The following is a 14,075-nucleotide window of genomic DNA, read 5'->3' on the forward strand; positions in this document are numbered from 1 at the left end:
GCGGTTTTTCCCTTATACATAGCGCCCATCGGCGGAACGATCCGCAGCCTGCGTGCATAAGGACTGAACAATGAGCGAGCCACGCCTGACCGACCTCGCGTTATACCTGCGACGCCTGGGTTTCGACGCGCCCCCGGCGCCGACCCTGGAAACCCTGCGTCAACTGCAATTGCGCCACACCGGCGTGTTCCCGTTTGAAAACCTGACCACGTTATCCGGCGAACCCGTGCTGATCGACTTGCCCTCGGTAGAGAAGAAAGTCCTGCACGAGGGGCGAGGCGGGTACTGCTACGAACTCAACAATCTGTACCTCGCCTTGCTGCAATCGCTCGGTTTCGAGGCGCGTGGGATCAGCGGCCGCGTGGTCATGGGCCAGCCCGAAGGCGCGTGGACAGCCCGTACCCACCGCCTGAGCCTGGTCACCCTGGACGGCGTGCGTTACATCAGCGACGTCGGCTTCGGCGGCATGGTGCCCACCGCACCGCTGTTGCTCGATACCGCTGATGAGCAACCCACGCCGCATGAGTCGTATCGCATCGAACAGCACGCCGATGGCTACACCCTGAGCGCCAGGGTCGCGGACGAATGGCGAGCGATGTACATCTTCGACCTGCAGCGCCAGGAAGACATCGATTACGCCGTCGGCAACTGGTATGTCTCGACTCACCCCGAATCACCGTTCGCCAGGCAATTGATGGTGGCGCGGACCGGGGAGGGGTGGCGACGTACGCTCAACAACGGCAGTTTTGCGATTCATCGCATGGGGCGTGACAGCGAACGCCGGCAAGTGGCCGATGTACAGGCGTTGATCGACTTGCTGGAAAACGAGTTCGATATACGGGTGCCACCCCGTGCGACATTGGTGCGCACACTTGAGCGATTGATAGTGACGCAATAGGCGGGTAATCGTGCACACAAAAAATGGGCGAACTGGATCATTCTGCCTCTTTTTCGCGCTTTTTCAGGATTGAGCTTCAGGCGCCACCACCTTGTGAATTTCACTGAGGACTTGCGAAATCCGGTTTTCAGGCTTTCCAGACCCTGTTGGTCTCTGCTTTTTCAGGCCCGGTCAGCGCGCCCGGAGCACTGATGGGCCGATGAAAACGGAAGGTGGGGGGGACGGGCCGCGACGGATATGTTCCGTGGTTTTTTTGGATATTGCACACAGTGGCACACAGGCTGCATGGGTAACCGTTCATAATTTGACTTGCCAGTTGTATACAATTCTATAGACGGTTGTCCTGAGTCTTGAATACAGTGTGCGCATAACAAAAACCAGGGAACCCCCTAACATGAAAACGCCCCATGTTTCACACCAACGGCCTGAAGATGAGAATCTCGGGGTCGGCGCGAATATGGCTTACGGCCTGCAACATGTTCTGACCATGTATGGCGGCATCGTCGCGGTGCCTTTGATCATCGGTCAGGCAGCCGGGCTTTCGCCGGCGGACATTGGTTTGTTGATTGCTGCTTCATTGTTTGCGGGGGGGCTGGCCACGTTGCTGCAAACCCTGGGTCTACCGTTTTTCGGCTGTCAGTTGCCGCTGGTGCAGGGCGTTTCGTTCTCGGGTGTCGCGACCATGGTGGCGATTGTCAGCAGTGGCGGCGAGGGCGGGTTCCAGTCGATTCTGGGGGCGGTGATTGCGGCGTCCTTGATAGGTTTGCTGATTACCCCGGTGTTCTCTCGAATCACCAAGTTCTTCCCGCCGCTGGTCACGGGCATCGTGATTACCACTATCGGCCTGACGCTGATGCCTGTGGCGGCGCGCTGGGCCATGGGCGGCAACAGTCATTCGCCCGAATTTGGCAGCATGGCCAACATCGGCCTGGCTGCGGTGACGCTGGTGCTGGTGCTGTTTCTGAGCAAGATCGGAAGCGCGACCATCTCCCGTTTGTCGATCCTGCTGGCCATGGTCATCGGTACGGTCGTCGCGGTGGTGCTCGGCATGGCGGATTTCTCGTCCGTGACCCAGGGTCCGATGTTCGGTTTTCCTGCGCCGTTCCATTTCGGCATGCCGACTTTTCACTTCGCCGCGATCCTGTCGATGTGCATTGTGGTGATGGTGACCCTGGTGGAAACCTCGGCCGATATCCTGGCCGTCGGTGAAATCATCGGTACCAAGGTTGATTCCAAGCGCCTGGGGAACGGCCTGCGTGCCGACATGCTGTCGAGCATGATCGCGCCGATTTTTGGCTCATTCACCCAAAGCGCCTTTGCCCAGAACGTCGGGCTGGTGGCGGTGACCGGGATCAAGAGCCGCTTTGTCGTGGCCACGGGGGGACTGTTCCTGGTCATCCTCGGCTTGCTGCCGTTCATGGGGCGAGTCATCGCCGCCGTACCGACCTCCGTTCTCGGTGGTGCCGGTATCGTGTTGTTCGGCACAGTGGCCGCCAGCGGTATCCGTACGCTGTCCAAGGTCGACTACCGCAACAACGTCAACCTGATCATCGTCGCCACCTCCATCGGCTTCGGCATGATCCCCATCGCTGCGCCGAACTTCTACGATCACTTCCCAAGCTGGTTCGCCACCATTTTCCACTCCGGCATCAGCTCCTCGGCGATCATGGCCATCGTGCTGAACCTGACGTTCAATCACCTGACCGCCGGCAACTCCGACCAGCAGTCGGTGTTTGCCGCGGGGACCGAGCGGGTGCTGCGCTATCAGGATCTGGCGGCGTTGCGCGAAGGGGATTACTTCAGCGACGGCAAGCTGCATGACTGCGATGGCAAGGAGATTCCGGTGGTGGAGCCCGACCATGGGCATGGAGAGCCGCGGGCGATGCATGCTAAAAGTAGCGAGCATGTCTGACACGCTCCGCGAATGAAAAGAGCCGATCTGTTGAATAGACAGATCGGCTTTTTCTTTGCGGATGTCAAAAATCGCAGCCACAAAAAAGCCCCTGATCTTTCGATTCAGGGGCTTCTTGATGTTGCTGTCTGGCTCCACGACCTGGACTCGAACCAGGGACCCAGTGATTAACAGTCACTTGCTCTACCAACTGAGCTATCGCGGAATGGCGCCTATGTTACTGATTCAAAAAGAGAAGTCAAGCCTCTGATAGAAAATTGACGGATTCGTCGGGACGGACGGTGGTTTATCGGTGATTGGCGGTTACCAGAACCACAGCAGAGGACTACCATGGCCGCCCGGAAGTGGTTACACGCGCTACCGGCCATTCGCCGAAAAGGTACGCGCCATGAATCACCCTAGCATCTCACCCCGTCAAAACGGGGTGCTCGCATGAGCATCGCCCAGATCAGCCTGCCCAAGGGCGTCGGCCCGCACGCCGAAAAACTGTTCGATGCGATCACCCAGGCCAGCAGTGCCGACCAATTGAATCGCGCCGGCGGCAAGGCCGAAGGTTTTGTCCTCGGCCTGGAAAGCACCAAGGCGATCAAGAGTCAGGTCGCTGAATCGCTGTACGTCGCCTACGATGACGCGGCCAGTCAGCGGGCGACCGAACTGGCCTAACCGCCGAAGGTAATCGTACCCATCATCAGTTTGGCGTAAAGCGCTGTGGCGCCCAGTTGCACCAGCCATAGCGCCAGGCCGCCTAGGAACACACCGGTGGCGACTTGCATCACCAGGTTATTGCCACGTTTGGCCGGGGCGCGGGGGGCGAATACATCCAAGTCATCGCGGTCAGCGTGTAGGTCATCGTTTTTCATGTGGGCTCTCGTCGAATCTCGGGTGGGCATCAAACCTGTAGGGGCGAGCCGGGTGAAGTTTAGAGGGCTGGGCCTCTGCTTTGAGAATTATCTGCGACAAATAAAAAACGGGAAGCCAAAAGGCTTCCCGTTTTTCGTATCAGCGCGCGATTCAGATCACCTGAACAATGGCGTCCGTCACGACATTGATGTTGCTCTGGTTCAGCGCAGCCACGCAGATGCGGCCGGTGTCCAGGGCGTAAATGCCGAACTCGTTGCGCAGACGGTGAACCTGCTCAACGCTCAGGCCGGAGTACGAGAACATGCCACGCTGACGACCAACGAAGCTGAAATCGCGCTGCGGTGCGTTTTTCGCCAGCAGTTCGACCATCTGAGTGCGCATGCCGCGAATGCGCAGGCGCATTTCGGCCAGTTCGGCTTCCCATTGGGCGCGCAGTTCCGGGCTGTTCAGCACGGCAGCGACGATGCTTGCACCGTGGGTCGGCGGGTTGGAGTAGTTGGTGCGGATGACGCGTTTGACTTGCGACAGTACGCGCGCGCTTTCTTCTTTCGATTCGCTGACGATCGACAGGGCGCCAACGCGCTCGCCGTACAGCGAGAAGGATTTGGAGAACGAGCTGGAGACGAAGAAGGTCAGGCCCGATTCAGCGAACAAGCGTACAGCGGCGGCATCTTCGTCGATGCCATCGCCAAAGCCCTGGTAAGCCATGTCGAGGAACGGCACGTGACCCTTGGCTTTCACCACGTCCAGCACGTTTTTCCAGTCCGCCGGGCTCAGGTCGACGCCGGTCGGGTTGTGGCAGCAGGCGTGCAGGACAATGATCGAGCCGTTTGGCAGCGCGTTCAGGTCTTCCAGCAGGCCGACGCGGTTCACGTCATGGGTCGCGGCGTCGTAGTAGCGGTAGTTCTGCACCGGGAAACCGGCGGTTTCGAACAGCGCGCGGTGGTTTTCCCAGCTCGGGTCGCTGATGGCCACGACGGCGTTCGGCAGCAGTTGCTTGAGGAAGTCGGCACCGATTTTCAGTGCGCCAGTGCCGCCAACGGCCTGGGTGGTGATGACGCGGCCAGCGGCGATCAGTGGCGAATCGTTACCGAACAGCAGTTTTTGCACGGCCTGGTCGTAGGCGGCGATGCCGTCGATTGGCAGGTAGCCACGGGAAGCGTGTTGAGCGACGCGAATGGTTTCGGCTTCGACAACGGCGCGCAGGAGTGGAATTTTCCCCTCCTCGTTGCAGTAAACACCGACTCCCAGGTTGACCTTGTTGGTACGGGTATCGGCGTTGAATGCTTCGTTGAGGCCCAGGATTGGATCGCGTGGTGCCATTTCGACAGCGGAGAACAGGCTCATTTTTGCGGCGGCTCTGAATGGAGAGTGGAGGGACGTGTCGCGCTCCAGCCGAATGCACTAGAGCGGTGCACAAACGGGGAGCTAGTATAGAGGCCATCTGCGATTGATGGCGACAGACGATTCAGCTTTTACGGTAAGTTTTTCCGATTATTTTCCGACCGTTAGTCGATTGGCATCGTCAAAGACTTCGAGGGATGTAGGACGTTTGCCTTGAAAGCGAGTGCAATCGGCTCCACATTGAGCACAATCCAGTTTTTTCCTCGGGCGACGTGCGTCGTTTGCGGCCTTTTTCGTTGCTGCCAGTTTGACTGGGCAGGCACGAATTCCTGCACCGAGAACCGAGAGGTACTACATGTCTGAATTTCAGCTAGTCACCCGTTTTCAGCCCGCCGGCGATCAGCCGGAAGCCATCCGCCTGATGGTCGAGGGCATCGAAGCCGGGTTGGCCCACCAGACGTTGCTCGGTGTGACCGGCTCGGGCAAGACTTTCAGTATCGCCAACGTGATTGCTCAGGTGCAGCGTCCGACCCTGGTGCTGGCGCCGAACAAGACCCTGGCCGCGCAGTTGTATGGAGAGTTCAAGGCGTTCTTCCCGAACAACGCCGTGGAATATTTCGTTTCCTACTACGACTACTACCAGCCCGAAGCCTATGTGCCGTCGTCCGACACCTTCATCGAGAAAGATGCCTCGATCAACGACCACATCGAGCAGATGCGGCTGTCGGCAACCAAGGCGTTGCTGGAGCGCAAGGACGCGATCATCGTCACCACGGTGTCGTGTATCTATGGCTTGGGCAGTCCGGAAACCTATTTGAAGATGGTGTTGCACGTGGATCGTGGCGACAAGCTCGATCAACGGGAATTGCTGCGGCGCCTGGCCGACCTGCAATACACCCGCAACGACATGGAGTTCGCCCGTGCGACCTTCCGTGTACGGGGCGATGTGATTGATATCCACCCGGCCGAATCCGACTTCGAAGCGATCCGCATCGAGCTGTTCGATGATGAAGTGGAAAGCCTGTCGGCCTTCGACCCGCTGACGGGCGAAGTCATCCGCAAGCTGCCGCGCTTCACCTTCTACCCCAAAAGCCACTACGTGACGCCACGGGAAACCCTGATGGGCGCCGTGGAAGGGATCAAGGTCGAATTGAAGGAGCGCCTGGAATACCTGCGTTCCAACAACAAATTGGTGGAAGCCCAGCGTCTGGAGCAGCGCACCCGTTTCGATCTGGAGATGATCCTCGAACTGGGTTACTGCAACGGCATCGAAAACTACTCGCGCTACCTGTCCGGCCGTGAAGCCGGCGCGCCGCCGCCGACCCTTTACGACTACCTGCCGGCCGACGCCTTGCTGGTGATCGACGAGTCCCACGTCAGCGTGCCGCAGGTCGGCGCGATGTACAAAGGTGACCGCTCGCGCAAGGAAACCCTGGTCGAGTACGGCTTCCGCCTGCCATCGGCGCTGGATAACCGGCCGATGCGTTTCGACGAATGGGAAAGCATCAGCCCGCAGACGATTTTTGTCTCGGCGACCCCCGGCAACTACGAAGCGGAGCACGCCGGGCGAGTGGTCGAGCAGGTGGTGCGACCGACCGGCCTGGTCGACCCGCAAGTGGAAATCCGCCCGGCGCTGACCCAGGTCGACGACTTGCTGTCGGAAATCGGCAAGCGTGTCGCCGTCGAAGAGCGAGTGCTGGTCACCACGCTGACCAAGCGCATGGCCGAAGACCTGACCGACTACCTGGCCGACCACGGCGTGCGCGTGCGCTATTTGCACTCGGACATCGACACCGTGGAGCGGGTCGAGATCATCCGCGATTTGCGCCTTGGCACTTTTGACGTACTGGTGGGGATCAACCTGTTGCGCGAAGGCTTGGACATGCCGGAAGTGTCGCTGGTGGCGATTCTCGATGCCGACAAGGAAGGTTTCCTGCGTTCCGAGCGCTCGCTGATCCAGACCATCGGCCGGGCGGCGCGTAACCTCAATGGCCGGGCGATCCTTTATGCGGATCGCATTACTGGTTCCATGGAACGTGCCATCGGCGAAACCGAGCGCCGTCGCGACAAGCAGATTGCCTTCAACCTGGCCAATGGCATTACGCCCAAGGGCGTGTTCAAGGATGTGGCCGACATTATGGAAGGCGCCACCGTGCCGGGCTCGCGCAGCAAGAAACGCAAAGGCATGGCCAAGGCCGCCGAGGAAAATGCCCGGTACGAAGCCGAGTTGCGGTCGCCGGGTGAGATTGCCAAGCGTATCAAGGCGCTGGAAGAGAAGATGTACCAGCTGGCGCGTGATCTGGAATTCGAAGCCGCGGCGCAGATGCGTGACGAGATTGCCAAGTTGCGCGAGCGGTTGATTACGGTCTGATGGCGTGTGGCGAGGGGGTAGCCCCTCGCCATCGTGTTGTGCGCATGATCGGTATCAATGTGCTTCGCCGGCCTTGAGCCCCGCTGGCAACTTCCTGGTCAACAAGACCGCCAGCATGCTGATTCCCAGCGCAATCCCCACAAGATGAAACGCATCGTTGTACGCCATGATCGAGGCTTGCTGATGGGCAATCTCGCTGAGCTTGCCCAGCGCCGCCGTTTCGCTGCCCAGGCGATCGGTCAACGAGGCCATGCGTTCGGCCACTTGTGGATTGCCGGGCACGATGGATTCACGCAGGTAATCAAAATACGTCTTGGTTCGCGCATCCAGCAGGGTGGCGAGCAGGGCGATGCCGATGGCGCCGCCGAGGTTGCGCAGGATGTTGAACAGGCTCGACGCCGACCCCGCATCCTGGGGCAGGATGTAGGCAGTGGCGATCAGCGAGATGGTGACCATGATCAGCGGCTGGCCCAACGCACGCACGATCTGAATCTGATTGAACTGCGGTCCGGCGAAGTCCGGGTTCAACACGCCCGATGAGAAGCTCGCGAAGCCGAACAGGCCGAAACCCAGTGCGCACAGCCATTTTGGCGAGACGTACTTCATCAACTTGGGCACCAGCGGAATCAGAAACAACTGCGGCACGCCCATCCACATGATCACTTCGCCGATCTGCAGGGCGTTGTAGTTCTGGATCTGCGCCAGATACAGCGGCAACAGATAGATCGATCCGTACAACCCGACCCCCATCCCGACACTGGAAATGCTCGATAGACCGAAGTTGCGATTGCCGAGGATGCGCAGGTTGATCAGCGGATTGGGCCTGGAAAACTGCACGATCACAAACGTAATCAGACTGAGCAGCGCGATGCTGCCGAGGCTGACGATCAGGTTCGACTCGAGCCAGTCCTTGCGATGGCCTTCTTCCAGAAATACCTGCAAACAGCCAAGGCCCATGCCGAGGGTGACGATCCCGGCGTAATCGGTGCTTTTGAGCAGTTCCCAGTGTGTTTCCTTCTTCTCCAGGCCGTACATCAGGCCCGCGATCATGAGCAGGCCGGGGGGGATGTTGATGTAGAAGATGTATTCCCAGCCCCAGTTTTCCGTCAGCCAGCCGCCCAGTGTCGGGCCGATCGACGGTGCGAAGGTGGCGGTCATGGCGAACATGGCCATGCCCTTGGCGCGGTGGTGTTCGGGAAGTTTGATCAGGGTGAGGGTGAACGCCAGCGGGATCAGTGCGCCACCGGTGAAGCCTTGCAAGGCGCGGAAGACGATCATGCTCTCCAGGCTCCAGGCCATGGAGCAAAGGAGGGAGGCGGCGAGAAATCCAAGGGACACCCACACCGCCAGGCGTCGCGCCGACAATAACTGCACCAGCCACGCGGTCAGCGGGATCATGATGATTTCCGCCACCAGGTACGAGGTGGAAATCCATGAGCCTTCTTCCAGGGTCGCCGACAGCGCACCCTGAATATCCTTGAGCGATGAGTTGGTGATCTGGATGTCGAGCACCGCCATGAAGGCGCCGAGCATCGCGCTCATGACCGCGATCCAGTCCCGCCGGGTCGGTTCCCCGGCCGGACGGATCAGTTGATCACCGGCCATTGTCAGGGGCGTCTTTGATATTCACTTTGACCGTGACCGACATGCCCGGACGGATTTTGCCGCGCAGGGGATTGTCCGCGGCGAAGGTCAGTTTTACCGGAATCCGTTGTACGACTTTGGTGAAGTTGCCCGTGGCATTGTCCGGCGGCAACAGGCTGAACTGCGCGCCTGACGCGGCGAACAGGCTGTCGACCCGCGCTTCGATCGGGGTATCGCTGTAGGCGTCGAAAATCAGCTCGGCTTTCTGGCCGGGTTGCATGTGGCCGATCTGGGTTTCCTTGAAGTTGGCCTGAATCCAGATGTCTTCATCCGGCACGATCGACAGCAAATACGCGCCGGCCTGTACGTACTGGCCTTCGCGGGCGGCGCGCTGACCGATCAGGCCGCTGATGGGGGCGTGGATTTCGCTGCGGGTGAGGTTCAGTTCAGCCTGGGCCAGATCGGTTTTGGCGTTGGCAATTTGCGCGTCGAGGCGTTTGATCTCGGCGGTCAGTGCGTTGACTTGCTGGCGCTGGGCCTGGGCGTCTGCCTGGGCCTTGGCCAGTTGCGAGCGGGCAATGTGGGTGTCGGCGGAGAGGGTGGTGACCCGTTCCTCCGAGACATAACCGGGCTTGCGCAGAGTCTCGGCGCGGTTCAGGTCGATCTGTGAGCGACCCAGGCTCGCTTGCGTGGACGCGACTTGCGCATCGCTGGCGGCAATCAGGCTGCTTTGCTGCGTCAGTTTGCTCTGGGCTTGCAAGCGTTCGGCTTCACGGGTGGCGAGGGCCGCGTTGGCGCGGTCGACGGCGAGGTGGAAATCATCGCCTTCGAGCTTGATCAGTAACTGACCTTTCTCGACATGCTGGTTGTCCTGGACCAGCACCTTGTCGATGCGTGCCCCCAACTGGCTCGACACGCGGGTGATCTCGCCCTGCACGTACGCGTTGTCAGTGCTTTCGTAAAAACGCCCCTTGAAAAACCAATGGGCAAAAAAGCCCCCGGCGATCAGCAGGACAATTACCAGGAAAATGGACAGGCGACGCTTGAGTTGGGCAGGCATGGGGCAAACTGTAGTCGAGAAATTGTCAGGAAAGTTATCAGCAGGCGAATCTTGCATACAGCCGATAAACGGTAAATGCCATTGGCTGATATTCAGTCATTCACCGCGGCAAACGGGCGTTGTAGACGCAACCTTGGCTTAAATGCCCTGCTGACTGGAGCCGGGCGGGTGTCGCCTGTTACCATTCGCCCCTTGTCTGATCCTCGCTTTCTATTCTTTTGTTGAGACTTGCCATGACCACCGTCCGCACGCGCATCGCGCCATCGCCTACCGGGGACCCCCACGTAGGTACCGCTTACATCGCATTGTTCAACTACTGCTTTGCCAAGCAGCATGGCGGCGAGTTCATCCTGCGGATCGAAGACACCGACCAGCTGCGTTCGACCCGTGAGTCCGAACAGCAGATTTTCGACGCCTTGCGCTGGTTGGGCATCGACTGGAGCGAAGGCCCGGACGTGGGTGGCCCGCACGGTCCTTACCGTCAGAGCGAGCGTGGCGACATTTATCAGAAGTATTGCCAGCAACTGGTCGACATGGGTCATGCCTTCCCGTGCTTCTGCACTGCCGAAGAGCTGGACCAGATGCGCGCCGAGCAGATGGCTCGCGGCGAGACGCCGCGTTACGACGGCCGTGCGCTGTTGCTGTCCAAGGAAGAAGTCTCACGCCGCCTGGCCGCTGGCGAACCGCACGTGATCCGCATGAAGGTGCCGAGCGAAGGCGTCTGCGTGGTTCCGGACATGCTGCGTGGCGATGTCGAAATCCCGTGGGACCGCATGGACATGCAAGTCCTGATGAAGACCGACGGCCTGCCGACCTACTTCCTGGCCAACGTGGTCGATGACCACCTGATGGGCATCACCCACGTGTTGCGCGGTGAAGAGTGGTTGCCATCGGCGCCGAAACTGATCCTCTTGTACGAATACTTCGGTTGGGAACAGCCGGAGCTGTGCTACATGCCGCTGCTGCGTAACCCGGACAAGAGCAAGCTGTCCAAGCGCAAGAACCCGACCTCGGTGACGTTCTACGAGCGCATGGGTTTCATGCCCGAAGCAATGCTCAACTACCTGGGACGCATGGGCTGGTCGATGCCGGACGAGCGCGAGAAGTTCTCCCTGCAGGAGATGGTCGAACATTTCGACCTCAAGCGTGTGTCCCTGGGCGGGCCGATTTTCGACATCGAGAAATTGTCGTGGCTCAACGGCCAGTGGCTACGCGACCTGCCAGTGGAAGAGTTTGCCGCGCGCGTGCAGAAGTGGGCCTTCAATTCCGAATACATGATGAAGATCGCGCCGCACGTGCAGGGCCGCGTCGAGACCTTCAGCCAGGTTGCACCGCTGGCCGGGTTCTTCTTTGCCGGTGGCGTGAATCCGGACGCCAAGCTGTTCGAGTCGAAGAAGCTGTCCGGCGATCAGGTGCGTCAGTTGATGCAGTTGATCCTGTGGAAGCTGGAAAGCCTGCGTCAGTGGGAGAAGGACAACATCACCGCGACCATTCAGGCCGTGGTCGAGTCCCTGGAGCTGAAGCTGCGTGATGCCATGCCGCTGATGTTTGCCGCGATCACGGGTCAGGCGAGTTCGGTGTCCGTGCTCGATGCGATGGAAATCCTCGGTCCGGACCTGACACGTTTCCGTCTGCGCCAGGCGATTGACCTGCTGGGCGGCGTGTCGAAGAAAGAAAACAAAGAGTGGGAAAAGCTCCTGGGCGCTATCGCCTGAGCACGTCTGACTCTGCGGTAGCCGTCGGAGGCCGGGATCTTTTGCTCCCGTCCTCCGGCGTTTTCTCCTGAATTTACGGGGGAAGGGCGGTAAGTGGTTGTTATGCCGACAAAAAATTTTGAAATTTTTCAAAAATAAGTTTGACAGGCTTTCGATACACCCTTAAGATTCGCCCCGTCCTCAGCGATGACATCAACGATGAGGGGCTATAGCTCAGCTGGGAGAGCGCTTGCATGGCATGCAAGAGGTCGACGGTTCGATCCCGTCTAGCTCCACCAATTTACACTTCAAGGTCTGGCCACACCGACCTTGAAGCGATCAACACTCAGCGTTGATCAGTTGTATAGAAGGGTTTGCGTCCCCTTCGTCTAGTGGCCTAGGACACCGCCCTTTCACGGCGGTAACAGGGGTTCGAGTCCCCTAGGGGACGCCAGTTTTACAGAAGCGAAGTTGCAAAATGTCGCTCCGCCGCGAGGCGAAAAATCCGGGGCTATAGCTCAGCTGGGAGAGCGCTTGCATGGCATGCAAGAGGTCGACGGTTCGATCCCGTCTAGCTCCACCAATTTTACAGTTCAAGGTCTGGCCACACCGGCCTTGAATCGATCAGCTCTCAGCACTGGTCAGTTGTAAAGAAGGGTTTGTGTCCCCTTCGTCTAGTGGCCTAGGACACCGCCCTTTCACGGCGGTAACAGGGGTTCGAGTCCCCTAGGGGACGCCACGATTACCCGCTCTGCGGGATTTTATAAGGGTCATTCAATTATTGAATGGCCCTTTTGTTTGTCTGGCGTTTGGCCAAATTCCCTCATTTCTTTCAAACTGTTCTTCAGACCAGCGGTCACATCCACGACTTGCAGAAAATTATTATGAGAATAATATTCTAGTCGTAATATTCGGAGGCAACGATGAACGATAAAAAAGCTCAAACCCGTGAACGCATCCTCAAGGCTGCCAGCGCAGCGCTGATTCAGCGCGGCCCGGCCGAGCCTAGCGTGGGCGAAGTAATGGGCGCAGCCGGCCTGACCGTCGGCGGCTTTTATGCGCACTTCGAAAGCAAGGACGCAATGATGCTGGAGGCGTTCAAGCAATTGCTGGGTCGCCGCCGTGACCTGATTGCTGACATGGATGCCGAACTGACCGGTGAAGAGCGTCGTGCGCTGGTCGCTGCGTTCTATCTGTCGCGCAAACACCGTGATTCCAGTGAGTCTGCGTGCCCGATCCCGGCTTCGATCGGTGAGCTCGGACGTCTGCCCGATGCCTTCCGGATCGCACTGAATGAACACATGGAACTGATGGTCGCGCAGTTGGCGGCCAGTCCCGAAGACACCGATAAAGCCCTGGCCGACATGGCCTTGATGGTGGGCGGTCTGGCGCTGGCACGGGCGCTGGGCCCCGGTGATTTATCCGACCGATTGCTTCGCGCTGCCAAGTCGGCTGTGCGTTGACCTGAAGGCTGCAGCCTGAGGAGAGAGCGATGAGCGCGTTAAAGTGGGTTCGTGGCGTCAATGGCACCTTGGGTTGGTTTGCTCCAAAACTGGTTGCAAGAAAAATGCGACTGGCGTTCATGACGCCGCGAGATTTGCCGCCGCGTGATTGGGAATTGCCGCTGCTGGCCAAATCCGAACGGATCACTTTGCGTTTCGGTCTCTCGGCATTGCGCTGGGGGCAGGGCCCGGCAGTGCTGCTGATGCACGGTTGGGAAGGCCGGCCGACGCAGTTTGCCAGTCTCATCACTGCCCTGGTCGATGCCGGGTACACGGTGGTCGCCCTCGACGGCCCGGCGCACGGTCGCTCGCCGGGAACCGAAGCGAATGTCGTACTGTTCGCTCGCGCCATGCTCGAAGCCGCCGCCGAACTGCCACCGCTTCAAGCCGTCATCGGTCACTCCATGGGCGGCGCCAGCGCCATGCTCGCAGTGCAACTGGGCTTGCGTACCGAAACTCTGGTGACAATCGCAGCTCCGGCGCGAATCCTCGGTGTACTACGTGGCTTTGCGCGCTATGTGGGGTTGCCGCCGAAAGCTCGCTCGGCATTCATCCGTCAGGTTGAGAAAGACGTCGGCATGCGCGCTGCCACGCTGGATGTGGCGCACTACCAACTCGATATGCCCGGCCTGATCGTGCATGCCGAAGACGACAAGCTTGTTTCGGTGAAGGAATCGCAGGCGATCCACGAAGCCTGGTTCGATAGCCGCCTGCTGCGCCTGCAGGAAGGCGGTCATCAGCGAGTACTGGCCGACCCTCGGGTGATTGATGGCGTGCTATCACTGCTGGCCGGACGCAGTCTGCAATCGCGCCAATCGGCCTGAGCATCCGTTACACTGCCCCGGTCGA

General features: G+C 59.4%; 11 protein-coding genes and 5 tRNA genes. 11 read left to right on the plus strand and 5 right to left on the minus strand.

What is annotated here, in order from left to right:
- Window positions 1–70: 70 nt before the first annotated feature.
- Window positions 71–898: an arylamine N-acetyltransferase family protein gene (locus tag ACX3YF_RS17440; protein WP_458973986.1), complete on the plus strand. Its 828-nt coding sequence runs from the start codon at window positions 71–73 to the stop codon at window positions 896–898.
- A gap of 394 nt (window positions 899–1,292) precedes the next feature.
- Entirely contained in the window at window positions 1,293–2,810 is a 1,518-nt protein-coding gene (locus tag ACX3YF_RS17445) for a nucleobase:cation symporter-2 family protein (protein ID WP_130207017.1), read from the plus strand.
- A 129-nt stretch (window positions 2,811–2,939) separates the two neighbouring features.
- Here ACX3YF_RS17445 and ACX3YF_RS17450 read toward each other — a convergent pair.
- Window positions 2,940–3,015 (minus strand) — tRNA-Asn (locus ACX3YF_RS17450).
- Window positions 3,016–3,242: 227 nt separating this feature from the next.
- Between ACX3YF_RS17450 and ACX3YF_RS17455 the strand changes: the two genes are divergently transcribed.
- Window positions 3,243–3,473: a hypothetical protein gene (locus ACX3YF_RS17455; protein ID WP_458973987.1), complete on the plus strand. Its 231-nt coding sequence runs from the start codon at window positions 3,243–3,245 to the stop codon at window positions 3,471–3,473.
- Here the strand turns inward: ACX3YF_RS17455 and ACX3YF_RS17460 are convergent.
- Window positions 3,470–3,670: a hypothetical protein gene (locus ACX3YF_RS17460; protein ID WP_288100681.1), complete on the minus strand. Its 201-nt coding sequence runs from the start codon at window positions 3,668–3,670 to the stop codon at window positions 3,470–3,472. The two genes, ACX3YF_RS17455 and ACX3YF_RS17460, sit on opposite strands and share 4 nt — an antisense overlap.
- A gap of 151 nt (window positions 3,671–3,821) precedes the next feature.
- Window positions 3,822–5,018: an amino acid aminotransferase gene (locus ACX3YF_RS17465; protein ID WP_130207011.1), complete on the minus strand. Its 1,197-nt coding sequence runs from the start codon at window positions 5,016–5,018 to the stop codon at window positions 3,822–3,824.
- Window positions 5,019–5,370: 352 nt separating this feature from the next.
- Between ACX3YF_RS17465 and uvrB the strand changes: the two genes are divergently transcribed.
- Window positions 5,371–7,386: an excinuclease ABC subunit UvrB gene (gene uvrB / locus ACX3YF_RS17470; protein WP_130207009.1), complete on the plus strand. Its 2,016-nt coding sequence runs from the start codon at window positions 5,371–5,373 to the stop codon at window positions 7,384–7,386.
- A 54-nt stretch (window positions 7,387–7,440) separates the two neighbouring features.
- Here the strand turns inward: uvrB and ACX3YF_RS17475 are convergent, their stop codons facing one another.
- Window positions 7,441–8,991 (minus strand): MDR family MFS transporter, encoded by a 1,551-nt coding sequence (locus ACX3YF_RS17475; protein ID WP_196584903.1) that lies wholly within the window; start codon window positions 8,989–8,991, stop codon window positions 7,441–7,443.
- The gene (locus tag ACX3YF_RS17480) at window positions 8,981–10,030 is read right to left on the minus strand and encodes an HlyD family secretion protein (protein WP_448647169.1); all 1,050 of its coding nucleotides are present in this window, start codon (window positions 10,028–10,030) and stop codon (window positions 8,981–8,983) included. The genes ACX3YF_RS17475 and ACX3YF_RS17480 overlap by 11 nt, the downstream gene beginning before the upstream one ends.
- Before the next feature lie 233 nt (window positions 10,031–10,263).
- On the opposite strand from ACX3YF_RS17480, the gene gltX reads away from it, so the two are divergent.
- The 7 genes from gltX to ACX3YF_RS17515 all read left to right on the plus strand — a co-directional run bounded on the left by gltX (window position 10,264) and on the right by ACX3YF_RS17515 (window position 14,050).
- Window positions 10,264–11,745: a glutamate--tRNA ligase gene (gene gltX, locus ACX3YF_RS17485; RefSeq protein ID WP_458973988.1), complete on the plus strand. Its 1,482-nt coding sequence runs from the start codon at window positions 10,264–10,266 to the stop codon at window positions 11,743–11,745.
- 202 nt (window positions 11,746–11,947) lie between these two features.
- Window positions 11,948–12,023 (plus strand) — tRNA-Ala (locus ACX3YF_RS17490).
- A 79-nt stretch (window positions 12,024–12,102) separates the two neighbouring features.
- A tRNA-Glu gene (locus tag ACX3YF_RS17495) sits at window positions 12,103–12,178 on the plus strand.
- A 53-nt stretch (window positions 12,179–12,231) separates the two neighbouring features.
- Window positions 12,232–12,307, plus strand: a tRNA-Ala gene (locus tag ACX3YF_RS17500).
- An 80-nt stretch (window positions 12,308–12,387) separates the two neighbouring features.
- Window positions 12,388–12,463: transfer RNA gene (locus tag ACX3YF_RS17505), tRNA-Glu, on the plus strand.
- A gap of 184 nt (window positions 12,464–12,647) precedes the next feature.
- Window positions 12,648–13,187: a TetR/AcrR family transcriptional regulator gene (locus ACX3YF_RS17510; RefSeq protein ID WP_047531265.1), complete on the plus strand. Its 540-nt coding sequence runs from the start codon at window positions 12,648–12,650 to the stop codon at window positions 13,185–13,187.
- A 29-nt stretch (window positions 13,188–13,216) separates the two neighbouring features.
- Window positions 13,217–14,050 carry an alpha/beta fold hydrolase gene (locus ACX3YF_RS17515; protein ID WP_458973989.1) on the plus strand — a complete coding sequence of 278 codons (834 nt, stop codon included), beginning with the start codon at window positions 13,217–13,219 and terminating at the stop codon, window positions 14,048–14,050.
- Window positions 14,051–14,075: the final 25 nt, after the last annotated feature.

The organism is Pseudomonas fluorescens group sp. PF-69 (genome assembly GCF_054481235.1).

Excerpts from the sequence above, each read along its gene's own strand:
- ACX3YF_RS17440 (WP_458973986.1), top strand. The coding sequence starts at position 71 with ATGAGCGAGCCACGCCTGACCGACCTCGCGTTATACCTGCGACGCCTG.
- ACX3YF_RS17445 (WP_130207017.1), top strand. The coding sequence starts at position 1,293 with ATGAAAACGCCCCATGTTTCACACCAACGGCCTGAAGATGAGAATCTC.
- ACX3YF_RS17455 (WP_458973987.1), top strand. The coding sequence starts at position 3,243 with ATGAGCATCGCCCAGATCAGCCTGCCCAAGGGCGTCGGCCCGCACGCC.
- ACX3YF_RS17460 (WP_288100681.1), bottom strand. The coding sequence starts at position 3,670 with ATGAAAAACGATGACCTACACGCTGACCGCGATGACTTGGATGTATTC.
- ACX3YF_RS17465 (WP_130207011.1), bottom strand. The coding sequence starts at position 5,018 with ATGAGCCTGTTCTCCGCTGTCGAAATGGCACCACGCGATCCAATCCTG.
- uvrB (WP_130207009.1), top strand. The coding sequence starts at position 5,371 with ATGTCTGAATTTCAGCTAGTCACCCGTTTTCAGCCCGCCGGCGATCAG.
- ACX3YF_RS17475 (WP_196584903.1), bottom strand. The coding sequence starts at position 8,991 with ATGGCCGGTGATCAACTGATCCGTCCGGCCGGGGAACCGACCCGGCGG.
- ACX3YF_RS17480 (WP_448647169.1), bottom strand. The coding sequence starts at position 10,030 with ATGCCTGCCCAACTCAAGCGTCGCCTGTCCATTTTCCTGGTAATTGTC.
- gltX (WP_458973988.1), top strand. The coding sequence starts at position 10,264 with ATGACCACCGTCCGCACGCGCATCGCGCCATCGCCTACCGGGGACCCC.
- ACX3YF_RS17510 (WP_047531265.1), top strand. The coding sequence starts at position 12,648 with ATGAACGATAAAAAAGCTCAAACCCGTGAACGCATCCTCAAGGCTGCC.
- ACX3YF_RS17515 (WP_458973989.1), top strand. The coding sequence starts at position 13,217 with ATGAGCGCGTTAAAGTGGGTTCGTGGCGTCAATGGCACCTTGGGTTGG.